Genomic DNA, 21015 nt, shown 5'->3' with positions numbered 1-21015 from the left:
GAGGCGGCGCGTCAGGTCCGGAACCAGTCGAGGCAGCCGGTCGGCAGCAGCGTGTTGCTGACCAGCAGGGCGCCGTGCCGGTACAGCGCCGTCGGGCTGCCGGCCTCGCCCAGGTCGATGGCCCAAAGCTGTCCGGAGGGATCCTGCCAGACCGTCCGCCCGTCCACCGCCGCCACGGCGGCGAAGACGTCCAGTGCCGTCGTGTCGGGTTTGAACAGCACCATCACCGTCGTCACGCCCGGCGGCGGCAGAGCGGCGACCGGCCCGGCGATCAGGACCACCAGTGTCAGGACGACGGGCGTCAGGATGACGGGCGCAGCGCGGCCACCGCTGCCTCCTCCCCCGCCACGCCGCAGCCGCCAGCCCGCCGCGGCGACGGCAACGCCGAAGACGACGAACCACAGCAGGTCCCAGAGCAGCGGGTTCGCCGAGTCCATGCGGATGCGGTGGATGCCGAGAATCCAATGGGACAGGACGCCGTCGAGGATGTGCCAGACGCCGAAGCCGATCAGCGCGTTGGCGAACAGGAGACGGTCCGCCCCCGGTTCGGCGAAGCGGCGCCGGCTCCGCCACAGCAGCCACAGGCCGACCGCCGCGACGACGTACATCGCGGCGTGGAACAGGCCGTCCGCCAGGATCTGGACGCGGATGTCCTGCACGGCGGAGGATTCGACGGCCGACAGCAGATGATGCCACTGCAGCACCTGATGCAGCAGGATTCCGTCGAAGAAACCGCCCAGCGCGAAGCCCAGCAGGTACCCCGCCCAGGGAAACCCAGCCGTGGCCCGTGCCGGTGAAGGAGGATGCACCGCGTCTGGAGACATAGCCCGATAACCGCCACGGGCGCGGACGGGTTCCGGCCCTCGCGCCCGGCCCCCGCACCCAAACGGTGGAGGACTCCTCAGCCCCCGACCAGCCCAGCCTCGTCCGCCGCGCGGTCGAACTGGAGCGCCGCAAGGCGGGCGTAGAGGCCGCCCTCGCGGACCAGCTCGGCGTGACGCCCGGTGGCGACGACGCGCCCCTGCTCCATCACCACGATCCGGTCGGCGTTCAGAACCGTCGCCAAGCGGTGGGCGATGATAATCGTGGTGCGCCGGGTCATCAGCTTGTCCAGCGCGTCCTGCACCATGCGCTCGCTCTCCGCGTCGAGCGCGCTGGTCGCCTCGTCGAGAAGCAGCACCGGCGGGTCGCGCAGGATGGCCCGCGCGATGGACAGGCGCTGGCGCTGGCCGCCGGAGAGGCGCACGCCCTTCTCGCCCAGGAAAGTGTCCAGCCCTTCCGGCAATGCCTGCAGGAACTCCAGCGCGTGGGCGGCCTCGGCGGCGGCGAGCACCTCCGCGTCGCTGGCGTCCGGACGCCCGTAGCGGATGTTCTCCCAGGCGTTGGCGGAGAAGACCACGGGGTCCTGCGCCACGAGGCCGAGCCGCCGCCGCACCTCCACCGGGTCGGCGTCGCGGACATCCACCCCGTCCAGTTTGACCGCTCCGTCCTGCGGGTCGTAGAAGCGCAGCAGAAGCTGGAACACCGTGGATTTGCCGGAGCCCGACGGGCCGACCAGGGCCACTGTTTCCCCCGGCTCGATCTCCAGGGAGAAGTCCTTCAGCGCCGCCCAATCCGGGCGCGACGGGTAATGGAAGCGCACGTCGCGGAAGGACAGCGCGCCTTGCGCCGGCTCCGGCAGCGCGCGCGGGTTGGCCGGGGCGCGGATTTCCGGCTCGGTGTCCAGCAGGTCGAACAGCCGCTCCGTGGCGCCGGCGGCGCGCTGGAGTTCGCCGGCGACTTCGCTGATCGCTCCGACGGAGCCGGCGACGACCACCGAATAGATGACGAAGGCCGAGAGTTGCCCCACCGTCAGCCGGCCGGCCAGCACGTCGTGCCCGCCGATCCACAGGATCAGCCCGACCGACCCGAACACCAGCACGATGACGATCATCGTCATGATCGCGCGCACCGTCACCCGCCGCCGGGCGGTGGCAAAGGCGTCCTCCACCCGCGCGCCGAACAGGCTGCGGTCGATGGTCTCGTGCGTGTAGGCCTGCATCGTGCGGATGGCGCCCAGCGTCTCCTCGACGAAGGAGCCGAGGTCGGCGATCTTGTCCTGGCTGGCCCGCGACAGGGCGCGCACCCGCCGCCCCAGGATGATGATCGGCAGAATGACCACCGGCACGCCCAGAAACACCAGCCCGGCCAGCTTCGGCGAGGTCACCAGCAGCATCGCCGTGCCGCCCACGAACATCAGCGTGTTGCGCAGCGCGATCGAGACGGAGGAGCCGACCACGACCTGAAGCACCTCGGTGTCGGTGGTCAGGCGCGTCAGGATCTCGCCGGTCTTGGTGGTCTCGAAGAAGCCGGGGGAGAGCTTCACCACATGGCTGTAGACGGCGCGGCGGATGTCGGCCACCACCCGCTCGCCGATCCAGCTCACCAGATAGAAGCGTCCGAAGGTCGAGGCGGCCATCAGCACGATGACCACCAGCAGCACCAGCAGCGCCCGGTCGAGCAGCGCCGAATCACCCGCGACGAAGCCCTGGTCCACCAGGACGCGCATCCCCTGCCCCAGCCCCAGAACGGTCCCGGCGGCCACGGTCAGGGCCAGCATGGCGCCCAGGATTTGCAGACGGTACGGCCACAGGAAAGGAAACAGCCGGCGCAGCGGCGACAGGTTGCGGCGGCGTGTTGCTGCGATGGGCAACCCTTCGGACACCGGATCGGGCGTGACCGGATTGGACTTTGACGAATGACGGGACACCGAGGCTCCCCAGCAGCAGGACGGGCGGCAGGACGATGTGCAGATGTGCACGGGGGCAAACTCGGCATATAGCAAGGGGGAGGCCTATGAACAAGGTATGGTGTGGCCGCCGGATCAAACCGCGCAGGCACCAAGACACGGCGATCCGGCCGGCGGCCCCCCGTTCCAGAAGCGCTCCAACTCTCCGTGCATCCGCGTCTTTGTGGTGAAGGATGCCGCGGCATGCCGAGGCGGCGGTCGTTGGGGAACACCCGCCATTCCAGCGCAGGAACGCGGTTGCATCATGCCGCATGCTTTGCTATAGACCGCGCTCGCTTTGCAGGAACCCCGGCCATGAAGACTGATATCCATCCCGACTACCACGAGATCAACGTGGTGATGACCGACGGCAGCACGTTCAAGACCCGCTCCACGATGGGCAAGCCGGGCGATACGCTGCGCCTCGACATCGACCCGAAGTCGCACCCGGCTTGGACCGGCGTGCAGAAGCTGCTGGACACGGGCGGCCAGATCGCCAAGTTCAACAAGCGCTTCGCGAGCTTCGGCCTGAAGAAGTAATCTTCTTCGTCCGCAAAACGAAATGGGGCGTCCGGTCCGCCGGACGCCCTTTTCGCGTTTGCGGCTTTTGAGAAAGCCGGCCGTCAGCCGGCCAGAGCCACCGCGTCGCGGGCGCGCTCGTCCAGGCGGGCGACGCGCATGTAGAGCCGGTGGCTGCGCTCCAGAAGGCTGCGCAGGCCCTCCGGAAGCTGCTCGTTGTCGGGGCCGGAGGGGTCGGTGCAGATGTCTCCGCCCGACAGGGCGAAGTCATCGCTCGCCGCCTGCTCGCGGGTCATCTCCCCGGCGTGGACGGCCTTCTGCGCCAGAAGCCAGGCCATGACCTGGGTCAGGCGGCTGGTCACCCGCATGGATTCGTACGAGATCTGCAGCCGGACATGGGGCGGCAGCGCCCGATGGCTGGCGGCGTCATGATAGGCGATGTAATTGCGCGCCTCGATCAGCAGCGCCATCGTCTCGTCATAAGTCCCGTTGAAGAAGGTCGGTGTTTCCATCACGGCCGTACCCCTCCCGCGGCCGGATGGCCCGATTCCGAGCCTCGCCGCAACTGATTAACAATCGATGAGTGGTTATGGACCCCCGCCGTCCGCCCTGTGGGCGGGGGTGGCGCGGCCCGGCGATTTTCAAAAAGCACCCTCTTGAACAGGCAAGTCGCTCGCTTATCTGTCGCGGTGTCGGCGGACGCCCAGTTGGGGTTCGCCGGAACCGCAAGCCGGGAGACCGACGATGATCGTGGTCTCCGATCGCTGTATCGCTCATCTGGAGGATATGTCATGCGCTCCTACGACCTTTCGCCCCTGTTCCGTTCGACCGTCGGGTTCGACCGCCTCTCGCGTCTCCTGGAGAACGCGATGACCGGCGACGAGGCCGCCGCGTCCTACCCGCCCTACAACATCGAGAAGACGGGCGACGACGCTTACCGGATCACCATGGCCGTCGCCGGCTTTGGCCCGGAAGACCTGGAGATCACCGCTCAGCAGAACTCTCTGGTGGTCACAGGAAAAGCTAAGAAGGAACAGGAGACCGGCCAATTCCTCTACCGGGGTATTGCCGGCCGCGCTTTCGAGCGCCGCTTTCAGCTTGCCGACTTCATCAAGGTGGGCAACGCCAATCTGCTGAACGGGCTGCTCCACATCGATCTGGTGCGCGAGGTGCCGGAGACGATGAAGCCGCGGACCATTCAGATCGGCACCAACGGTACGGCGAAGCCCGCGCTGACCCAGCAGGCCGCGTAACCGGAAACTTCCACACGTCGGCACGGCGCTCCGGGGAAACCGGGGCGCCGTTTTTGCGTCCGCAGGAAGGTCTCGCCATCTCCGTCATCCGCCGGCCATGACCCGGCCCGGCGGCAAGGCCACCGTCACCGTGGTCCCCTGCCCCGGCGCGCTGTCGATGCGCAGCCTGCCGCCATGCGCCTCGACCAGCCGTTTCGAGATGGACAGGCCAAGCCCCATCCCCTCGTAGCGCCGCGCCATCGACTGGTCGACCTGGACGAAGGGGGTCATAGCCTTCGGCAGATCCTCCGCCGCGATGCCGATCCCGGTGTCCGTCACCGCCAACTCCAGCCCGCCATCCCCCCCGCGACGGGCACGGATGAGGGCGGGTTCGCCCGGATTGGAGAATTTGACGGCGTTCGACAGCAGGTTCACCAGCACCTGCCGCAAGCGCAACGCGTCGCCGGTCACCGTCGGCAAGCCGTCCTCAAGATCGAGGTGGATCGGCACGCCGCGTTTGCCCGACTGGATGGCGACGAGAGTCAGCGCCTCCCCCACCAGGGCGGACGGATCGACGGGGGTTTCGTTCAACCGCAGCCCGCCGGCCTCGATGGTCGTGATGTCCAGGATGTCGTCGATGATCGCCAGCAGATGCTCGCCCGACTGGCGGATCGAGCCGGCATAGTCGATGTAGCGGTCCACCTCCGCCGCGCCGAGCAGCCGCATTTCGATCACCTGGGCGAAGCCGATGACCGCGTTCAGCGGGGTCCGCAATTCGTGGCTCATGACCTGGAGGAAGGTCGACTTGGCGCGATCCGCCGATTCGGCGGCCTCCTTCGCGGCGATCAGGTCGCTTTCGCTCCGCTTGCGCGCGGTGATGTCGCGGATGATGCCGGTGAAGACGCGGCGCCCTCCCGTCTCGACCGCGCTCACCGACAGTTCGATGGGAAAGCCGTCGCCATCACCGCCACGCACCGCCACGGCCTCCCGCACGGCCCCGGCACCGTGGGCCTCGCCGCCCGGCTGGTAGACGGCCAACCCACCATCCTGCAGCAGCGCGCCGATGTCCGGGATCAGCCGGTCGATCCGGCTCCACAGCATGTCGGCGGCCGGAATGCCGAACATCGCCTCCGCCGCCGGGTTGAAGCTGTGGACGATCCCCTCCCCGTCCATGGTGACGATGGCGTCGGCTGCGGCGTCGACGATGGCGTTGGTCCGGGCCTCCGCCATCAGCAGCGCGTCGACGGTTCGCACATACTCGGTCATGTCGGTCAACGTGCCGACCCAGCCCTGCACCCACCCGTCCGCGTCGGTCAGCGGCGAGCCCTGGCACAAGGCGAAGGTGACCGCGCCATCGGCTCCGCAGAACCGCACATTCAGCAGAATCGGTTGCCCCGACACCGCTGCCTCCCCCCAGTCCGCCTCCAATCGCGGGCGGTCATCCGGATGCAGCGCCGCGCGCCAGCCATGACCATGCGGGGCGTCGGGCGGCAACCCGGCGATGGCGGCGAAGCGCGGGTTGGCGGAAACGATGCCGCCGTCGCGATCCGTCTGGAAAATGCCGACCGGGGCGGAGCGGGCCAGCGTCTGGTAGAGCGCTTCGCTTGCCCGCAGCCGCTGTTCGGCCTCCACCCGGTCGGTCACGTCCCGGGCGTTGAGAACGATTCCCCGAACGTCGGGATCGTCCAGCCGGTTCTGCGCCATCGCCTCTATGTGCCGCCATCCACCCGCCGCGTGGCGCAGCCGGCAGGCGAAGGGACCTTCGGCCTCGCCGGAGGGCTTGTCGTGGGACAGGCGCCGGGCAGCCTCCGCGCGGTCGTCCGGGTGCACGCACTCCAGCGCGAACGTCCCCCGAAGCGCTTCCGGCGGAATGCCAAGCACGCGCAGAGACGCGGCTCCCACATCGGCGAATCGACCGTCCGGCGACACCACGGCGACGAAATCGCCGGCGTTCGCCATCAAAGCATGAACATACCGCTCAAGACTCCGCACCGCTCACCATTCCGCACCGCCACTCCGATGCAGATTAGTAAGACGCGAATCCGTTAACGATTCATGACGCCATTGTAATGGTCTAAGAAATAGCCGCTTCAGCGCGCAGAAAACCGCGCGGCGAAAGCATCTGTGGTTGCGTTTGGTGCTTCCGTCATAACCATATGGCCTATGCCAGACAGCAGAATGACTTCAGAACCACTCACTTTGGCGGCAAGCGCCTTGCCGGATTTCGCCGGGGTCATACGGTCGACTCCGCCCAGCAGGAACAGCGCCGGGCAGGACACCGCCGCCGCCGCCTCGCCGCCGCGGACATAGGCGTTGCAGGCGCCCAGATCGACGCCCAGCACACCGGGCCGCGCCCGCTGCATCAGCCGCCGCCCGCCGGGGAGCAGCGACAGTCCGGGCGCCGCGGCGCCGCCGACATGCCCGCGCGGCCCGTGCCCCCAGCCGATGACCAGCTCGATGGCGGACGGGTCGTTCAGCGCCGCGGCGGCGAGCAGGTCGGGATGGACCGGCATCGTCTCCGCCACCCCCAGCAGGGCCAGCGATTCGACGCGGTCGCCGTGCCGCGCCGCGGTTTCCAGGGCCACCAGAGCGCCCATGGAATGACCGGCGAGCGCGGCCTTCGCCACACCCGCCGCGTCCAGCAGCGCCACGATCCAATCCGCCAACGCCTCGATGGAGGGCAGCGGCGCCCCGCCGGAACGGCCATGGCCCGGTAGGTCCACCGCCAGGACCGACCGCCCATGATGGGCGAGGTGGCGGCTTTGCAGGCTCCACACCGTGTGGTCCATGCCGGCGCCGTGGATCAGCACGATCACCGGCAGCGTCGGGTCGAAGGGCCGTCCGCCGGTGTGAGCGTAGACGGCGTGGCCGTTGACGGTCAGGTCCATGGCAGCCTCCTCACGCCTTCGTCGCGGCGCGCAGCGCCTGGCGCAGATCGTCGATCAGGTCGTCGCAATCCTCCAGCCCGATGGACAGGCGGATCATGTCCTCCCCCACCCCGGCGGCGGCGAGCGCCTCGGCGTCGAGCTGGGCGTGGGTGGTGCTGGCGGGATGGATGACCAGCGACTTGGCGTCGCCGACGTTGGCGAGGTGGGAGAACAGCGCCAGCTTCTCGATGAAGCGCCGCCCGGCCGCCCGCCCGCCCTTGATCCCGAAGGAGATGATCGAGCCGGCACCGTGCGGCAGGAGCTGGGCGCGCAGCCGGTGGTCGGGATGGTCGGGCAGTTCGGGATGGGTGACCCAGGCGACGGTGCCGTTCTCCGCGTAGGCCTCCGATTCGAGGAAGCCCAGCACCTTGCGGGTGTTGTGGATGTGGCCCTTCATGCGCAGCGGCAAGGTTTCCACCCCCTGGAGGATCTGGAAGGCGTTCATCGGGCTCATGCAGGCGCCGAAGTCGCGCAGCCCCTCGGCGCGGGCGCGCATGACGAAGGCCGCAGGCCCGTACTCCTCCGCGAAATCGATGCCGTGATAGCCGGCGTAGGGTTCGGTCAGGGTCGGGAACTTGCCGGACGCCTCCCAGTCGAAGGTGCCGCCGTCGATCACCACCCCGCCGATGGCGACGCCGTGCCCGGCCAGCCACTTGGTGCAGGAATGCATGACCAGATCGGCGCCGAAACTCAGCGGCTTGCACAGATAGGGCGTGACGAAGGTCGCATCGACCATCAGCGGCAGACCGGCCTCATGCGCGATGGCCGACAGGTGGGGGATGTCGAGCACCTCCAGCCCCGGATTGCCCAGCACCTCGCCGAACAGCAGCCGCGTCTCCGGCCGGATGGCCGCACGGAAGCCGTCGAGGTCGCGCGGATTCACGAAGGTCGTGGTGATGCCGAATCGCGGCAGCGTGTAGGCCAGCAGGTTGCGGCTGCCGCCGTAGATGGAGGAGGAGGCGACGATGTGCCCGCCCGCGTCCATCAGCGTCATGATGGCGAGCGTCAGCGCCGCTTGGCCGCTGGCCGTGCAGACCGCGCCGACACCCCCGTCCAGAGCCGCCAGCCGCTCCTCCAGCACTGCCACCGTGGGGTTGGAGATGCGGGAATAGATGTGCCCCGGCCGCTCCAGATTGAATAGCGAGGCGGCGTGGTCGGTGTCGTCGAAGACGTAGGACGTGGACTGATAGATCGGCACCGCCCGCGCCCCGGTGGCCGGGTCGGGCCGCTGGCCGGCGTGCAGGCTCAGCGTGTCGAACTTGAGGAACTTGGCGTCGGCCATTCCCTTCCCCCTGAAAAAGGTAAGGGCCGCCCGTGGTGCGAGCGGCCCTCTGCTGCTTCGTTTTTTTGCCTGCCCTGCTCAACTCGGTGAGCTGATTTGCGGGGAGGGTATGGCTGGATGACGCAAAGGTCAAGTAGTGGCTTTCCGAAAGTTGCCATGGATTTCGAAGCAACTCTTCAGTGCAAATCACTCCACTCCGACCATCGTCTCCTCGGCCAGCCAATCGACCACCTGGGCCAGGGCCTCCCAGCCGGTGGCGCCCTGCTCCAGCGCCTCGCGGTAGATGGCCACCTGACGGTGGGCGCTGGTGCCGCGCCGAATGATGTCACGGGCGTTGGCAACCTCCGCCACGCAATCGAATCGCTCCGCGTCCTCACGGGTCAGCTCGATCAGCTCCTCCATCAGGTCGGCGTAGGGAACGATGGTGCCGCGCCCGAAATCGACCAGCCCCTCGTCGAGGCCGTAGCGCTGGGCGCGCCAGCGATTCTCGCCGATCAGCAGGTTCTTGTAGGGCCGCCACGTCACGTTCGTCAGCCGCAGCCGCCACAGCATCCGCAGCAGGCAGCGGAACAGCGCCGCCACCGTCACCGCGTCGTCCAGCCGGGTGCAGACGTCGGTGATCCGCATCTCCAGCGTCGGGAAGCGCTGGGACGGGCGGATGTCCCACCACAGCTTGCTCGCGTCCTCGATGATCCCGGCGTTGACCAGCACGTTCACCTGCTGCTGGTACTCGCCGAAGCTCTGGAAGCTGTCGGGCATGCCGGTGCGCGGCAGTTCGTTCCACACCGCCAGCCGGTAGGACTTCCGCTGCATGTCCTGCCCCCGCCAGAAGGGCGAGGAGGTGGACAGCGCCAGCAGATGCGGCAGGAAGTAACGGACCTGATTCATCAGGTCGATGCGCAGGTCGTCGTCCTCGATCCCGACATGAACGTGCATGCCGCAGATCATCAGGCGCCGCGCCGGTGCGCCCAGGTCGCGGGCCAGCATGTTGTAGCGGTCGCGGTTGGTGTGCTTTTGCGGTTCCCACGCGGCGAAGGGATGGGTAGAGGCGGCGATGGGCGCGAGATTGTGGGCGCGCGCCACCCCGGCCACCGTCGCGCGCAGCCGCGCCAGTTCCGCCCGCGCCTCCTTCAGGTCGGAGCAGACCGGCGTGCCGACCTCGATCTGACAGCGCAGGAATTCCGGATGGATCTGGCCCGGCGCCTGCTCCTGGCAGGCCTCCAGCATCTCGTCCGGCGGGTTGCGCGTGATGTCCCGCGAGCTGCGGTCGACCAACAGATACTCTTCCTCAAGCCCCAGCGTGAAGGCCGGCTCCATGAACGCTCACTCCCGCGGGAACAGTTTGATTTCGTAGAGGCCGGGGTCGGCCAGGATCGGCTCCAGCGCGTCGCCCAGCACCGCCGCCCACAGCGCCGCCCCCTCCGGCGTGGCGATCAGGTCCTGGCGGACCTCGACCAGGACGTTGGGCAGCCCGGCGGGAGTCGCGTGGCTTTCCACCGTGCCGCCCAGGGTCGTTCGGCCCGAATAGGGTTCGTTGTCGCCGACGCACCAGCGCCCATCGGCGCGCAGCCGCGCGATCATCGGAATCGGGATGCGCGGGTCGTGGTCCCACAGGATGCCGACGTGCCAGGGCCGGGCGACACCGCGCATGGCGGGCGTAAAGCTGTGGATCGACAGCAGCACCGGCACCTGCCCGCGCTCGCGCCGCCGGGCGACCTCGGCGGCGACGGCCTCGTGATAGGGCCGGAAGATGGCGTCGATGCGGCGCTCCTCCTCGGCCCGGTCCAGAGCACGGTTGCCGGGGATCACCACGTCGTCGCTGACCACCGGGATCGCCGTGGGATCGTCCAGCGCGCGATTCGGGTCGATCACCAGCCGGGAATAGCCGGACAGCACCGCCGTCGCGCCGAAGCGCTCCGACAGCCGCCGCGTCACCTCCGCCGCGCCGATGTCGTAGGCGATGTGCCGGCACAGATTCGCCTCGTCCAGCCCCAGCGTCCCCAGAGCCTTCGGAATGGCGCGCGAGGCGTGGTCGCACAGCAGGAGCACCGGACTGTCCGACTCCGGGCGCAGCACGGTCACCGGCGGCGGATCGTCGGGACCCAGCAGCGGTGGGGCCGGCGCGGCGCGCGGCGGCGACGGCAGGGTCACCGGTCGGGGGTGTTCGGCGGGTTTGCAGGGGGATCGCTGCGTCATGGTGGCACAGTATTGCAGGGTCTCGGTCGCAGCGGAAGTTCCCGCCGGTTGGTCCGAGGGCAACGGTCGGGACGCCGGGATGATCCCGTCGTCGCGGCAATGTCCCACAATCCGGGTCTTCCGCAGACGTGCCATGCGGTGGGGGAACATGGCGCCTGCAGGTTGCGTCCGTTATAACGGACGCCATGCCGGACGCCAGCACCCTCGCCCCCGTCGCGCGCGTCGACTCCGCGCAGCGGATCGCGCTGATCGCCCTTCTCACCGGAGCGTTGGGCATCGCCTTCGCCCCGATCTTCGTGCGCCTGTCCGAACTGGGACCAAGCGCCACCGCCTTCTGGCGGCTGGCCTTCGCCATCCCCGCCCTGTGGGTCTGGATGGCCATGGAGCCGAAGGGCGGCGCGCGTTCCCGCAAACCGTCGTCGCTCACCGACTACGCCCGGCTGAGCGCCGCCGGACTGTTCTTCGCGGGCGACCTCGCCATCTGGCACTGGTCGATCCGCTACACCTCCGTCGCCAACTCCACGCTGCTCGCCAACTTCGCGCCGATCTTCGTGACGCTGGTGTCCTGGCTGGTGTTCAAGGAGCGGTTCAGCCGGACCTTCCTCACCGGGCTGGCGCTGGCGCTGTGCGGCGCCATCATCCTGATGGGGCAAAGCCTTCAGCTGAGCCCCGACCATCTGTTCGGCGACGCTCTGGGGCTGCTGACCGCGGTGTTCTACAGCGGCTACTTCCTGATGGTCGGCCGTCTGCGGGCGGAGTTCTCCACCGCCACCATCATGACCTGGAGCGGTGTGGTCACCGGCCTCGCCCTGCTGCCCATCGCCCTGCTGTCGGGGGAGAGCCTGATCGCCGGCTCGCTCGGCGGCTGGGGCGTGCTGCTGGGGCTCGCCCTGGTCAGCCATGCCGGCGGCCAGAGCCTGATCGCCTACGCGCTGGCCCATCTGCCCGCCGCCTTCTCCTCCGTCAGCCTGCTGCTCCAGCCGGCCGCGGCGGCGGTGCTGGCCTGGGCGCTGCTCGCCGAGCCGCTCGGCGCGTTCCAGGCGGTCGGCGGCACCGTGGTGCTGGCGGGAATCCTGGTGGCGCGGCGCGGGAGCCGATGAAGCGCTGCGGCAGACGCAGACCATACGCCGCCGTCCGGATGCGAGTTGACGTGATTTGCCCGACTCGGGTACGACCTATCACCGATTGCTGATGAAAGGGCATGCCACCGTGTCCGACACCGAAGAACCCCACCACGTACCGGCCTCCTCCCAGCGCATTTCCGAATGGGTGGCGGAGCGGATTCTCGAACGGATCGCCCGCGGCGAACTCGTTCCGGGAGAGCGTCTGCCCGGCGAGCGCCAGCTCGCGGAGCAGCTCCATGTCAGCCGGGTGTCGGTGCGCGCGGCCCTGCAGAAGCTGAAGACGCAGGGCTTCCTGACCGCCGTGCAGGGCGGCGGCACGCGCGTGGTGTCCTCCGCGGGCGCCATGGACGGAGCCCTGACCGAGATGGTCCGCGTGAAGCACGCCAATCTCTGCGACCTCGTGGAGATCCGGCAGGCCCTGGAAAGCTGGGCGGCCCGGCGCGCCACCGAGCGCGCGACCCAGGAACAGATCGACCACATCGGGCGGGTCCTCGCCGCGATGGGCGAGACGGGTCGCGACGGCAAGCAGGCGGCCGACGACATGGACTTCCACCTCGCCGTCGCCCAGGCGGCGGGAAGCCCGGTCTATCTGCATCTGCTGGCGACCATCCGCGACATCCTCGGCCAGATGATGGAGTACCATCACACCGAACCTTTCGCGCTGGGCCGCGAGGCGCTGATGATCGACCATCACCGGGCCATCTACGACGCCATCCGGCGCCGCGACGCCGATGCCGCCGCCGTTGCAGCCACCGATCACCTTGGCTGGGTGCTCGACCGCTACAACGATCTGAGCCGCAAGGCGGAAGACCTTTCGCGCCCCGATACCGACGCCGCTCCGTAACGACGGGCGGCGTCATTGGGGAGGACCACCCTCCCCGCCTCGTCGTCACGGCATGGAAAAAGCCGCGAGGGTCCGAAGATCCTCGCGGCTTTTCTTTTCAGCCGATCATGGCGATCCTGGTCAGGCGGCCCGGTCAGGCCGCCAGGATGCCCTCGATCTGCTTGGTCACGTCGTCGATCTCAGCCATGCCGTCCACCGTCTTCAGAACGCCACGGCTCTGATAATACGGCAGAATCGGCGCGGTCTGCTCGTGATACTGGGCGAGGCGGGTCTTCACCGTGTCGGCGTTGTCGTCAGCCCGGCGCTTGAACTCCGTGCTGCCGCAGACATCGCAGACGCCCTCGACCTTCGGCTTCTCGAAAACGTCGTGGTAGCCCTTGCCGCACTTGGCGCAGGTGTAACGGCCGGTGATGCGCTCCACCAGGACGTCGTCCACGACCTTCATCTCGATCACATGATCGAGCTTCAGGCCCTTGTCCGACAGCATGGTGTCCAGCGCCTCGGCCTGGGCGACCGTGCGCGGGAAACCATCGAGAATGAAGCCGTTGGCCACATCCGGCTTGGAAATGCGCTCAGCGATGATTTTGACCATCAGCTCGTCCGGCATCAATTTGCCGGCGGACATGATGTCCTTCGCCTGCTGCCCAAGCGGACCACCCTCGGCGACCATCGCGCGGAGCATATCGCCCGTGGAAAGCTGGACGAGCCCGCGCGTGTCTTCGAGACGCCGCGCCTGGGTCCCCTTCCCGGCGCCCGGCGGTCCGAGCAGAATGAGATTCATTACTTTCTCCCCCGAAGCTTCGCTTTTTTAATCAGCCCCTCATACTGGTGGGCCAGCAGATGGGAATGAATCTGCGCAACCGTGTCCATCGTCACCGTGACCACGATCAGCAGGCTGGTGCCGCCAAAATAGAACGGAACCGAATGCTGGGAAATCAGGATTTCGGGGAGGAGACAAACCGCCACAAGGTAGGCCGAACCGATCACCGTCAACCGGGTCAGCACGTAGTCGATGTAGTCCGCGGTGTTCTTGCCTGGACGGATGCCGGGAATGAAGCCGCCATACTTACGCAGGTTCTCGGCCGTGTCCGCGGGGTTGAAGACGATGGCCGTGTAGAAGAAGCAGAAGAAGATGATCAGCGCCGAATACAGGATCATGTAGAGCGGCGTGCCGTGCGCCAGATAGCGCGTGACGGTCTGCAGCCACTCCGGCCCCTCGCCGCCGGCGAAGCCGACCGCGGTCAGCGGCAGCAGCAGCAGCGACGACGCGAAGATCGGCGGGATGACGCCCGAGGTGTTCAGCTTCAGCGGCAGGTGCGACGCTTCGCCGCCGAACACGCGGTTGCCCATCTGCCGCTTCGGATACTGGATCAGCAGCCGGCGCTGCGCGCGCTCCATGAACACGATGAAGAACACGACGCCCACCGCCATCAGCAGCAGGAAGACGATGAACAGCGTGGACAGCGCGCCGGTGCGCCCCAGCTCCAGCGTGCTGACGAGAGCGCGCGGCAGCTCGGCGACAATGCCGGCGAAGATGATGAGGGAGATGCCGTTGCCGATGCCGCGGGCGGTGATCTGCTCGCCCAGCCACATCAGGAACATGGTACCGCCGACCAGCGTGATGACGGTGGCAATCTTGAAGAACAGCCCCGGTTCCGGAACCGCGGCGCCGGAAGCGCCGGTCATCGCCTCGAGCCCCACCGCCAGGCCCCAGGCCTGCACGGTCGCCAGAAGGACGGTGCCGTAGCGGGTGTACTGGTTCAGCTTCTTGCGGCCCGACTCGCCCTCCTTCTTCAGCGCTTCCATCTGCGGCGACACCGCGGTCAGAAGCTGCACGATGATGGAGGCCGAAATGTACGGCATGATGTTGAGCGCGAAGATCGTCATGCGGTGCAGCGCGCCGCCGGCCAGCATGTCGAACATGCCCAGGATGCCCCCGCCCTGCTGCCGGAAAATATCGGCCAGGATCTGCGGGTTGACGCCCGGAATCGGGATGTAGGTGCCCAGGCGGTAAATGATCAAGGCACCAAGGGTGAACCAGATCCGCTTCTTCAGCTCGGTCGCCTTGGAGAAGGCCCCGAAATTAATGTTCGCGGCAAGCTGCTCGGCCGCTGATGCCATGGGTCGTATCCCTGTCCCTAATGCACGAACGGGGCGGTCCTGCAGGATGCAGGCCGCCCCTCGCAACTTCGCTTCATTTAGTGCCGGAAGGTGCCCGCGCGCAAGCGCGGGCTTCCGATCACTCGGCGGCTTCGGCGGCGGACGCGGTCAGCGTGACGCTGCCACCCGCCTTCTCGACCGCTTCCACAGCCGACTTGGAGGCGCCGGCCACGGTGAAGCTGGCCTTCGTCGTCAGGGCGCCCTTGCCCAGCAGACGGATGCCGTCCTTCTTCACCTTGCCGGTGACGCCCGCCGCTTCCAGAGCCACCGCATCGATGGTCTGGCTGGCGTCGAGCTTGCCGGCGTCGATGAACTTCTGGACCAGGCCCAGGTTCACGACCGAGTATTCCTTCGCGAAGATGTTGCGGAAACCGCGCTTCGGAAGGCGGCGGTGAAGGGGCATCTGGCCGCCTTCAAAGCCGTTGATGGCCACGCCGGTGCGCGAGGTCTGACCCTTGACGCCACGGCCGCCGGTCTTGCCCTTGCCCGAACCGATACCGCGGCCGACGCGCATGCGCTCCTTACGGGCACCGGGGTTGTCCCGGAGATCGTTCAGCTTCGTCATGGGTTCAGCCCTCGTTCTCGACGCGGACCAGGTGCGCGACCTTGGCGATCATGCCCCGCACGGCCGGAGTGTCCTCCAGCTCGCGGGTCCGGTGCAGCTTGTTGAGACCCAGACCGACCAGCGTCTCGCGCTGGTCGTGCTTACGACCGATCGGGCTGCCGGTCTGGGTGACGATGACGGTCTTCTTCTCGGCCATGATCAAGCCTCCTGCGCACCGGCGGCGCCGGTTTCACGCTTGCCGAGGATGTCGCTCACGCGACGGCCGCGGCGGGCGGCGACGCTGCGCGGGCTGGAAACCTGCGACAGGGCGTCGAAGGTCGCCTTGATCATGTTGTGCGGGTTGGAGGTGCCGATGGACTTCGTCACCACATCCTGCACACCCAGCGCCTCGAAGATCGCGCGCATCGGGCCGCCGGCGATGATGCCGGTACCGGCCGGGGCGGTGCGCAGCACGACCTTGCCGGCACCGAAGTGACCGTTGGAGTCGTGGTGCAGCGTGCGGCCTTCGCGGAGCGGAACGCGGATCATGCCGCGCTTCGCCTGGTCGGTCGCTTTGCGGATCGCCTCCGGCACTTCACGGGCCTTGCCCGATCCGACGCCGACGCGGCCCTTGCCGTCACCGACCACCACCAGGGCGGCGAAGCCGAAGCGACGGCCGCCCTTCACAACCTTGGCGACGCGGTTGATACCAACGAGCTTTTCAATCAGCTCGCTCTCTTCCCGGTCGCGATCGCGCGGCTGCCGATCACGGTCGCTCCGCTCGCCTCTTTCACGTGCCATTTCGGAGCCTCCTTAGAACGACAGCCCGCCCTCGCGGGCGGCGTCAGCCAGGGCCTTGACCCGGCCGTGGTAAATGTAGCCACCACGGTCGAACACGACCTCGGTGACGCCCGCCGCCTTGGCGCGCTCGGCGATGAGCGCGCCGATCTTCTGGGCGGCTTCGACGTTCCCACCGTGCTTGAGCTGCTCGCGCAGCTCCTTTTCCACGGACGAGGCCGAGGCGACCGTGCGGCCGTTCTCGTCGTCGATGATCTGGGCGTAGATGTGCAGATTGGACCGGAAAACCGAGAGGCGAGCCCGCCCGCCGGCCTTCTTGGCAATCTGCGCGCGCACGCGCTGCTTGCGGCGCTCGTGGAGTTGCTTTGGCTTGAGCATGGCGGACCTTACTTCTTCTTGCCTTCCTTGCGGATCAGCGTCTCGGTCTCGTACTTGATGCCCTTGCCCTTATAGGGCTCCGGCTTCTTCCAACCGCGGATTTCCGCGGCGACTTGACCGACCTTCTGCTTGTCGAAGCCCGACACCGAGATCGCGGTGGGCTTGTCACACTTGATGGTGATGCCCTCCGGGATCGGGTACTTGACGTCGTGCGAGTAGCCGAGCTGCATGACCAGCTCCTTGCCCTGCACGGCGGCACGGTAACCGACGCCGTTGATCTCGAGGTTGATGGTGAAGCCCTGGTTGACGCCCGTGACCATGTTGTTGATCAGGGTGCGCGAGGTTGCCCACATGACGCGGGCGCGCTTGCTGTCGTTCGCCGGGGCCACCACGACCTTGCCGTCTTCCAGCTTGGCCGTGATGTCGTCGATGAGGGTCAGGCTGAGCGAACCCAGCTTGCCCTTGGCCGACACCTGCTGGCCGTTGACGGAGACGTCAACACCAGCCGGAACCGGCACGGGATGCTTTCCAATGCGCGACATCGAAGGGTCCCCCTTAGAACACGCGGCAGAGGACTTCACCGCCGACGTTGGCGGCGCGGGCCTCATTGTCCGACATCACGCCGCGCGGCGTGGAGAGGATCGCGATGCCGAGGCCGTTGAAGACGCGGGGCAGATCGGTGATCTTCGAATAAACGCGGCGGCCGGGCTTCGACACGCGGGCGATCTGCTTAATGACAGGCTCGCCTTCGTGATACTTCAGCTCGATCTTCAGGTTCTTGATGCCGGGGCGCAGCTCCTCCTCGGAGTAGCCGCGGATGTAACCCTCGCGCTTGAGAACCTCAAGCACGTTGCTGCGCAGCTTCGACGCCGGGCTCTGCACAACAGACATACGGGCGTGCTGACCGTTGCGAATGCGGGTCAGCATATCGCCGAGCGGATCGCTCAAAGACATTCTCCGACCCTCCTTACCAGCTCGACTTCACCATCCCCGGGATCTGGCCGGTCGAGGCCAGTTCACGGAGGGTGACGCGGGACAGCTTAAACTTGCGATAGAACGCCCGCGGACGGCCGGTCATTTCGCAGCGGTTGCGGATGCGCACCTTCGACGAGTTGCGCGGCAGCTCAGCCAGCTTGAGGCGGGCGGCGAACTGCTCTTCCGGCGGGAGGGAGCGATCGGAGGCAATGGCCTTCAGGCGGGCACGCTTGTTGGCGAATTGCTTCACCAGCTTGGTGCGACGCTTGTTCTTCTCGATGGCACTGGTCTTAGCCATGGGGTCGTGCTCCAGCCAATCAGGCCACAAACGGCATGTCGAAGGCCTTCAGGAGAGCCTTGGCCTCCTTGTCGGTCTTCGCCGAGGTGACGAAAATGATGTCCATGCCGCGGATCTGATCGATCTTGTCGTAGTCGATCTCCGGGAAAATGATCTGCTCCTTCACGCCCATGGCATAGTTGCCACGGCCGTCGAAGCTGTTGCCGGGGATGCCGCGGAAGTCGCGGACACGCGGCAACGCGATCGTGACCAGGCGATCCAGGAACTCGTACATCCGCTCACGGCGGAGCGTGACCTTGCACCCGATCGCCATGCCCTCACGCAGCTTGAACTGCGCGATCGACTTGCGGGACTTCGTGACGATCGGCTTCTGGCCGCTGATCGCCGTCAGTTCGCTCACCGCATTCTGGATCTTCTTGGAGTCGCCGACAGCCTCGCCGACACCCATGTTGATGACGATCTTCTCGATCCGCGGAACTTCCATGTCGTTCGCGTAGCCGAACTCAGCCTTGAGCGCGGCGCGGATCTTGGAGTCGTACACTTCCTTCAAACGTGCAGCCATTGGTCCGGTCCTCACACGTCGATGACTTCGCCGGACCGCTTGGCGACACGCACCTTGCGGCCATCCTCAAGGACCTTGAAACCGACGCGGGTCGGCTTGCCGTCCTTGGGGTCGACATGAGCAACGTTCGAGACGTTGATGGGCGCCTCGAACTCAACGATGCCGCCCTGCGAGGTGGCGCTCGGACGCTGGTGCTTCTTCACCACGTTCACGCCCTGCACGACGACACGGTTTTCCGCCGGGATGACCTTGAGGACCTCACCGGTCTTGCCCTTGTCCTTGCCGGCAAGGATGACGACCTTGTCCTTGGTCTTGATCTTCGCGGCCATCACAGCACCTCCGGCGCCAGCGAGATGATCTTCATGAACTTCTTGCCGCGAAGCTCACGAGTGACCGGCCCGAAGATACGCGTGCCGATCGGCTCGCCCTGCTTGTTGATCAGCACGGCGGCATTGCGGTCGAAACGGATCGCGGATCCGTCCTCCCGGCGCAGTTCCTTCGCGGTGCGGACGATGACGGCGCGATGCACGTCGCCCTTCTTGACGCGACCCTTCGGAATGGCCTCCTTGACCGAGACGACGATGACGTCGCCGACGGTGGCCACCTTCCGCTTGGACCCGCCAAGCACCTTGATGCACTGCACCCGGCGCGCCCCGCTATTGTCGGCGACTTCCAGGTTGGTTTGCATCTGGATCATGGTTTGTACCCTTCCGTTTACGCGGCGCCGCTAACGGCGGCGGACTCAAGCACGACCGTCCAGCGCTTGCGCTTGGAGATCGGGCGGCATTCGATGATCGAAACGGTATCGCCGACCTTGAACTGGTTGCCCTCATCGTGGGCGGCGTACTTCTTCGACTGACGAATGAACTTCTTGTACACGGGGTGCATGACGCGGCGCTCGACCAGGACGATAACCGTCTTGTCGCCCTTGTCGCTGACCACCGTGCCCTGCAGAACGCGGCGAGGCATAGGTAGCCCTCCTTACTTGCCGGCTTCGGCCGAGCGCGAACGCTCGCCGAGGATCGTCTTGATGCGCGCGATGTCGCGACGCACCACTCGCACCCGCGCGGTGTTCTCCAGCTGGCCGGAGGCCCGCTGGAAACGCAGGTTGAACTGTTCCTTTTTGAGCTGGAGGAGCTGATCGTTCAGCTCCTCGGTGCTCTTCGCACGAACGTCGACGGACTTCATGCCGCCACCTCCTCACCGCCGCCGAGGCGGGTCACCAGCTTGGTCTTGATCGGCAGCTTGGCGGCCGCCAGGGCGAACGCCTGCTTTGCCACATCCGCGGGCACGCCGTCCAGCTCAAACAGGATGCGGCCGGGATGAACGCGGGCCGCCCAGTACTCGGGCGTGCCCTTACCGGAACCCATGCGGACTTCGGCGGGCTTGGTGGAGACCGGCAGATCCGGGAACACGCGGATCCACACGCGGCCCTGACGCTTCATGGCGCGGGTGATCGCGCGGCGGGCCGCCTCGATCTGGCGGGCCGTGATGCGCTCCGGCTCCAGGGCCTTGAGGCCGAAGGAGCCGAAGTTCAGCTGGGTGCCGCCCTTCGCGTTGCCGTGGATGCGGCCCTTGTGGGCCTTGCGGTACTTGGTACGCTTCGGAGAAAGCATCGCTCGTGCCCCTTACTAGCGGTCAGCCCGCTCGGAGCGGTCACGGTCGCCGCGACCACGGCCCCCACGCTCCTCACGGTCACCACGCTCGCGACGCTCGCGCCGCGGCTCGCCATCGGTCGACACCGGCTCGGTGCCCATGCGCTTGTCCTGCGCCATCGGGTCGTGCGCCATGATCTCGCCCTTGAAGACCCACACCTTGACACCGCAGGTGCCGTAGGTGGTCTTCGCGGTCGCGGTGCCGTAGTCGATGTCCGCACGCAGGGTGTGCAGCGGAACGCGGCCCTCGCGGTACCACTCCAGGCGGGCGATCTCGGCGCCGCCGAGACGACCGGAGCAGTTGATCCGGATGCCCTGGGCGCCCAGACGCATGGCCGACTGGACCGCGCGCTTCATGGCGCGGCGGAAGGCCACGCGGCGCTCGAGCTGGTTGGAGATGTTCTCGGCGATGAGCTTGGCATCGATCTCCGGCTTGCGGATCTCGATGATGTTCAGGCTCACCTCGCCGCCGGCCATCTTCGACAGCTCGGTGCGCAGCTTCTCGATGTCCGCGCCCTTCTTGCCGATCACCACGCCCGGACGGGCCGAGTGGATGGTGACGCGGGCCTTCTTGGCCGGGCGCTCGATGATGACGCGCGAGCAGCCGGCCTGCTGCAGGCGACCCTGCAGGTAGCCGCGGAGCTTCAGGTCCTGGTGCAGCAGGTTGGCGTAGTCGCGCTTGGCGAACCACCGGCTGTCCCAGGTCCGGTTGATGCCGAGGCGCAGCCCGATCGGATTGACTTTCTGACCCATC

General features: G+C 67.3%; 28 protein-coding genes. 4 read left to right on the top strand and 24 right to left on the bottom strand.

The window, feature by feature from the left end; translation table 11 throughout:
• Positions 1 to 11: 11 nt before the first annotated feature.
• The gene (locus ABAZ39_RS03735) at positions 12 to 824 is read right to left on the bottom strand and encodes a DUF2243 domain-containing protein (RefSeq protein WP_038526836.1); all 813 of its coding nucleotides are present in this window, start codon (positions 822 to 824) and stop codon (positions 12 to 14) included.
• A gap of 77 nt (positions 825 to 901) precedes the next feature.
• Positions 902 to 2704, bottom strand: a complete 1803-nt coding sequence (locus ABAZ39_RS03730; protein WP_038530648.1) for an ABC transporter transmembrane domain-containing protein — start codon at positions 2702 to 2704, stop codon at positions 902 to 904.
• 378 nt (positions 2705 to 3082) lie between these two features.
• On the opposite strand from ABAZ39_RS03730, the gene rpmE reads away from it, so the two are divergent.
• Positions 3083 to 3307: a 50S ribosomal protein L31 gene (rpmE, locus tag ABAZ39_RS03725; protein WP_014241009.1), complete on the top strand. Its 225-nt coding sequence runs from the start codon at positions 3083 to 3085 to the stop codon at positions 3305 to 3307.
• Between the two features lie 83 nt (positions 3308 to 3390).
• On the opposite strand, the gene ABAZ39_RS03720 is transcribed toward rpmE, so the two are convergent.
• Complete coding sequence (locus tag ABAZ39_RS03720) at positions 3391 to 3798, bottom strand: DUF1465 family protein (protein ID WP_038526833.1); 408 nt, start codon at positions 3796 to 3798, stop codon at positions 3391 to 3393.
• A gap of 279 nt (positions 3799 to 4077) precedes the next feature.
• On the opposite strand from ABAZ39_RS03720, the gene ABAZ39_RS03715 reads away from it, so the two are divergent.
• The gene (locus ABAZ39_RS03715; protein WP_038526830.1) at positions 4078 to 4539 is read left to right on the top strand and encodes an Hsp20 family protein; all 462 of its coding nucleotides are present in this window, start codon (positions 4078 to 4080) and stop codon (positions 4537 to 4539) included.
• 84 nt (positions 4540 to 4623) lie between these two features.
• On the opposite strand, the gene ABAZ39_RS03710 is transcribed toward ABAZ39_RS03715, so the two are convergent.
• The 5 genes from ABAZ39_RS03710 to ABAZ39_RS03690 all read right to left on the bottom strand — a co-directional run bounded on the left by ABAZ39_RS03710 (position 4624) and on the right by ABAZ39_RS03690 (position 10923).
• On the bottom strand, positions 4624 to 6510 hold the full coding sequence (locus ABAZ39_RS03710; RefSeq protein ID WP_257722218.1) for a PAS domain-containing sensor histidine kinase: 1887 nt from the start codon (positions 6508 to 6510) through the stop codon (positions 4624 to 4626).
• A 98-nt stretch (positions 6511 to 6608) separates the two neighbouring features.
• Positions 6609 to 7406, bottom strand: a complete 798-nt coding sequence (locus ABAZ39_RS03705; protein WP_038526824.1) for an alpha/beta fold hydrolase — start codon at positions 7404 to 7406, stop codon at positions 6609 to 6611.
• Positions 7407 to 7416: 10 nt separating this feature from the next.
• A complete protein-coding gene (locus ABAZ39_RS03700) occupies positions 7417 to 8727 on the bottom strand; it encodes an O-acetylhomoserine aminocarboxypropyltransferase (RefSeq protein ID WP_038526822.1) in 1311 nt (436 codons plus the stop codon).
• Between the two features lie 186 nt (positions 8728 to 8913).
• Entirely contained in the window at positions 8914 to 10044 is a 1131-nt protein-coding gene (locus ABAZ39_RS03695) for a carboxylate-amine ligase (RefSeq protein ID WP_038526819.1), read from the bottom strand.
• A 6-nt stretch (positions 10045 to 10050) separates the two neighbouring features.
• Positions 10051 to 10923, bottom strand: coding sequence for an N-formylglutamate amidohydrolase (locus ABAZ39_RS03690; RefSeq protein WP_051657783.1), 873 nt, complete (start codon positions 10921 to 10923; stop codon positions 10051 to 10053).
• A 185-nt stretch (positions 10924 to 11108) separates the two neighbouring features.
• Here ABAZ39_RS03690 and ABAZ39_RS03685 point away from each other — a divergent pair, with 185 nt between their 5' ends.
• Both ABAZ39_RS03685 and ABAZ39_RS03680 read left to right on the top strand, forming a co-directional pair.
• Positions 11109 to 12023 (top strand): DMT family transporter, encoded by a 915-nt coding sequence (locus ABAZ39_RS03685; protein WP_038526813.1) that lies wholly within the window; start codon positions 11109 to 11111, stop codon positions 12021 to 12023.
• Between the two features lie 109 nt (positions 12024 to 12132).
• On the top strand, positions 12133 to 12891 hold the full coding sequence (locus ABAZ39_RS03680; RefSeq protein ID WP_103041394.1) for a FadR/GntR family transcriptional regulator: 759 nt from the start codon (positions 12133 to 12135) through the stop codon (positions 12889 to 12891).
• 133 nt (positions 12892 to 13024) lie between these two features.
• Here the strand turns inward: ABAZ39_RS03680 and ABAZ39_RS03675 are convergent, their stop codons facing one another.
• From ABAZ39_RS03675 to rpsC, 16 genes are all read right to left on the bottom strand, one after another.
• Positions 13025 to 13672 (bottom strand): adenylate kinase, encoded by a 648-nt coding sequence (locus tag ABAZ39_RS03675; RefSeq protein ID WP_038526809.1) that lies wholly within the window; start codon positions 13670 to 13672, stop codon positions 13025 to 13027.
• Positions 13672 to 15012, bottom strand: coding sequence for a preprotein translocase subunit SecY (secY, locus tag ABAZ39_RS03670; RefSeq protein WP_014241020.1), 1341 nt, complete (start codon positions 15010 to 15012; stop codon positions 13672 to 13674). The genes ABAZ39_RS03675 and secY overlap by 1 nt, the downstream gene beginning before the upstream one ends.
• A gap of 118 nt (positions 15013 to 15130) precedes the next feature.
• On the bottom strand, positions 15131 to 15616 hold the full coding sequence (gene rplO, locus ABAZ39_RS03665) for a 50S ribosomal protein L15 (RefSeq protein WP_014241021.1): 486 nt from the start codon (positions 15614 to 15616) through the stop codon (positions 15131 to 15133).
• A 4-nt stretch (positions 15617 to 15620) separates the two neighbouring features.
• Positions 15621 to 15812, bottom strand: coding sequence for a 50S ribosomal protein L30 (gene rpmD, locus ABAZ39_RS03660; protein ID WP_014241022.1), 192 nt, complete (start codon positions 15810 to 15812; stop codon positions 15621 to 15623).
• Positions 15813 to 15814: 2 nt separating this feature from the next.
• On the bottom strand, positions 15815 to 16396 hold the full coding sequence (gene rpsE, locus ABAZ39_RS03655; protein ID WP_035675037.1) for a 30S ribosomal protein S5: 582 nt from the start codon (positions 16394 to 16396) through the stop codon (positions 15815 to 15817).
• 12 nt (positions 16397 to 16408) lie between these two features.
• Complete coding sequence (rplR, locus tag ABAZ39_RS03650) at positions 16409 to 16771, bottom strand: 50S ribosomal protein L18 (protein ID WP_014241024.1); 363 nt, start codon at positions 16769 to 16771, stop codon at positions 16409 to 16411.
• Positions 16772 to 16779: 8 nt separating this feature from the next.
• On the bottom strand, positions 16780 to 17313 hold the full coding sequence (gene rplF, locus ABAZ39_RS03645) for a 50S ribosomal protein L6 (protein ID WP_014241025.1): 534 nt from the start codon (positions 17311 to 17313) through the stop codon (positions 16780 to 16782).
• A gap of 13 nt (positions 17314 to 17326) precedes the next feature.
• A complete protein-coding gene (rpsH, locus tag ABAZ39_RS03640) occupies positions 17327 to 17725 on the bottom strand; it encodes a 30S ribosomal protein S8 (RefSeq protein WP_035675041.1) in 399 nt (132 codons plus the stop codon).
• Between the two features lie 13 nt (positions 17726 to 17738).
• Positions 17739 to 18044, bottom strand: a complete 306-nt coding sequence (gene rpsN, locus ABAZ39_RS03635; protein WP_038526805.1) for a 30S ribosomal protein S14 — start codon at positions 18042 to 18044, stop codon at positions 17739 to 17741.
• Between the two features lie 19 nt (positions 18045 to 18063).
• On the bottom strand, positions 18064 to 18606 hold the full coding sequence (gene rplE / locus ABAZ39_RS03630; RefSeq protein ID WP_035675042.1) for a 50S ribosomal protein L5: 543 nt from the start codon (positions 18604 to 18606) through the stop codon (positions 18064 to 18066).
• A gap of 11 nt (positions 18607 to 18617) precedes the next feature.
• Positions 18618 to 18938: a 50S ribosomal protein L24 gene (rplX, locus tag ABAZ39_RS03625; RefSeq protein WP_088123921.1), complete on the bottom strand. Its 321-nt coding sequence runs from the start codon at positions 18936 to 18938 to the stop codon at positions 18618 to 18620.
• Positions 18935 to 19303, bottom strand: a complete 369-nt coding sequence (gene rplN, locus ABAZ39_RS03620) for a 50S ribosomal protein L14 (RefSeq protein ID WP_012973215.1) — start codon at positions 19301 to 19303, stop codon at positions 18935 to 18937. Before rplN ends, rplX begins: the two co-directional genes overlap by 4 nt.
• 17 nt (positions 19304 to 19320) lie before the next feature.
• Complete coding sequence (gene rpsQ / locus ABAZ39_RS03615; protein ID WP_014241029.1) at positions 19321 to 19575, bottom strand: 30S ribosomal protein S17; 255 nt, start codon at positions 19573 to 19575, stop codon at positions 19321 to 19323.
• A gap of 12 nt (positions 19576 to 19587) precedes the next feature.
• Complete coding sequence (gene rpmC, locus ABAZ39_RS03610) at positions 19588 to 19794, bottom strand: 50S ribosomal protein L29 (protein WP_014241030.1); 207 nt, start codon at positions 19792 to 19794, stop codon at positions 19588 to 19590.
• Positions 19791 to 20222, bottom strand: coding sequence for a 50S ribosomal protein L16 (gene rplP / locus ABAZ39_RS03605; protein ID WP_014241031.1), 432 nt, complete (start codon positions 20220 to 20222; stop codon positions 19791 to 19793). Before rplP ends, rpmC begins: the two co-directional genes overlap by 4 nt.
• A gap of 15 nt (positions 20223 to 20237) precedes the next feature.
• Positions 20238 to 21014 carry a 30S ribosomal protein S3 gene (rpsC, locus tag ABAZ39_RS03600; RefSeq protein ID WP_014241032.1) on the bottom strand — a complete coding sequence of 259 codons (777 nt, stop codon included), beginning with the start codon at positions 21012 to 21014 and terminating at the stop codon, positions 20238 to 20240.
• Position 21015: the final 1 nt, after the last annotated feature.

It is taken from the genome of Azospirillum argentinense (assembly GCF_000632475.1).
GTDB lineage: Bacteria > Pseudomonadota > Alphaproteobacteria > Azospirillales > Azospirillaceae > Azospirillum > Azospirillum baldaniorum.
The sequence above is the reverse complement of the archived record's forward strand: the minus strand, read 5'-3'. Positions and strand labels throughout refer to the sequence as shown.

Bases quoted from the DNA above. Each gene is read 5' to 3' on its own strand.
- ABAZ39_RS03735 (WP_038526836.1), bottom strand. From the start codon at position 824: ATGTCTCCAGACGCGGTGCATCCTCCTTCACCGGCACGGGCCACGGCT.
- rpmE (WP_014241009.1), top strand. From the start codon at position 3,083: ATGAAGACTGATATCCATCCCGACTACCACGAGATCAACGTGGTGATG.
- ABAZ39_RS03720 (WP_038526833.1), bottom strand. From the start codon at position 3,798: ATGGAAACACCGACCTTCTTCAACGGGACTTATGACGAGACGATGGCG.
- ABAZ39_RS03715 (WP_038526830.1), top strand. From the start codon at position 4,078: ATGCGCTCCTACGACCTTTCGCCCCTGTTCCGTTCGACCGTCGGGTTC.
- ABAZ39_RS03705 (WP_038526824.1), bottom strand. From the start codon at position 7,406: ATGGACCTGACCGTCAACGGCCACGCCGTCTACGCTCACACCGGCGGA.
- ABAZ39_RS03700 (WP_038526822.1), bottom strand. From the start codon at position 8,727: ATGGCCGACGCCAAGTTCCTCAAGTTCGACACGCTGAGCCTGCACGCC.
- ABAZ39_RS03695 (WP_038526819.1), bottom strand. From the start codon at position 10,044: ATGGAGCCGGCCTTCACGCTGGGGCTTGAGGAAGAGTATCTGTTGGTC.
- ABAZ39_RS03690 (WP_051657783.1), bottom strand. From the start codon at position 10,923: ATGACGCAGCGATCCCCCTGCAAACCCGCCGAACACCCCCGACCGGTG.
- ABAZ39_RS03685 (WP_038526813.1), top strand. From the start codon at position 11,109: ATGCCGGACGCCAGCACCCTCGCCCCCGTCGCGCGCGTCGACTCCGCG.
- ABAZ39_RS03675 (WP_038526809.1), bottom strand. From the start codon at position 13,672: ATGAATCTCATTCTGCTCGGACCGCCGGGCGCCGGGAAGGGGACCCAG.
- secY (WP_014241020.1), bottom strand. From the start codon at position 15,012: ATGGCATCAGCGGCCGAGCAGCTTGCCGCGAACATTAATTTCGGGGCC.
- rplO (WP_014241021.1), bottom strand. From the start codon at position 15,616: ATGACGAAGCTGAACGATCTCCGGGACAACCCCGGTGCCCGTAAGGAG.
- rpmD (WP_014241022.1), bottom strand. From the start codon at position 15,812: ATGGCCGAGAAGAAGACCGTCATCGTCACCCAGACCGGCAGCCCGATC.
- rpsE (WP_035675037.1), bottom strand. From the start codon at position 16,396: ATGGCACGTGAAAGAGGCGAGCGGAGCGACCGTGATCGGCAGCCGCGC.
- rplR (WP_014241024.1), bottom strand. From the start codon at position 16,771: ATGCTCAAGCCAAAGCAACTCCACGAGCGCCGCAAGCAGCGCGTGCGC.
- rplF (WP_014241025.1), bottom strand. From the start codon at position 17,313: ATGTCGCGCATTGGAAAGCATCCCGTGCCGGTTCCGGCTGGTGTTGAC.
- rpsH (WP_035675041.1), bottom strand. From the start codon at position 17,725: ATGTCTTTGAGCGATCCGCTCGGCGATATGCTGACCCGCATTCGCAAC.
- rpsN (WP_038526805.1), bottom strand. From the start codon at position 18,044: ATGGCTAAGACCAGTGCCATCGAGAAGAACAAGCGTCGCACCAAGCTG.
- rplE (WP_035675042.1), bottom strand. From the start codon at position 18,606: ATGGCTGCACGTTTGAAGGAAGTGTACGACTCCAAGATCCGCGCCGCG.
- rplN (WP_012973215.1), bottom strand. From the start codon at position 19,303: ATGATCCAGATGCAAACCAACCTGGAAGTCGCCGACAATAGCGGGGCG.
- rpsQ (WP_014241029.1), bottom strand. From the start codon at position 19,575: ATGCCTCGCCGCGTTCTGCAGGGCACGGTGGTCAGCGACAAGGGCGAC.
- rpmC (WP_014241030.1), bottom strand. From the start codon at position 19,794: ATGAAGTCCGTCGACGTTCGTGCGAAGAGCACCGAGGAGCTGAACGAT.
- rplP (WP_014241031.1), bottom strand. From the start codon at position 20,222: ATGCTTTCTCCGAAGCGTACCAAGTACCGCAAGGCCCACAAGGGCCGC.
- rpsC (WP_014241032.1), bottom strand. From the start codon at position 21,014: ATGGGTCAGAAAGTCAATCCGATCGGGCTGCGCCTCGGCATCAACCGG.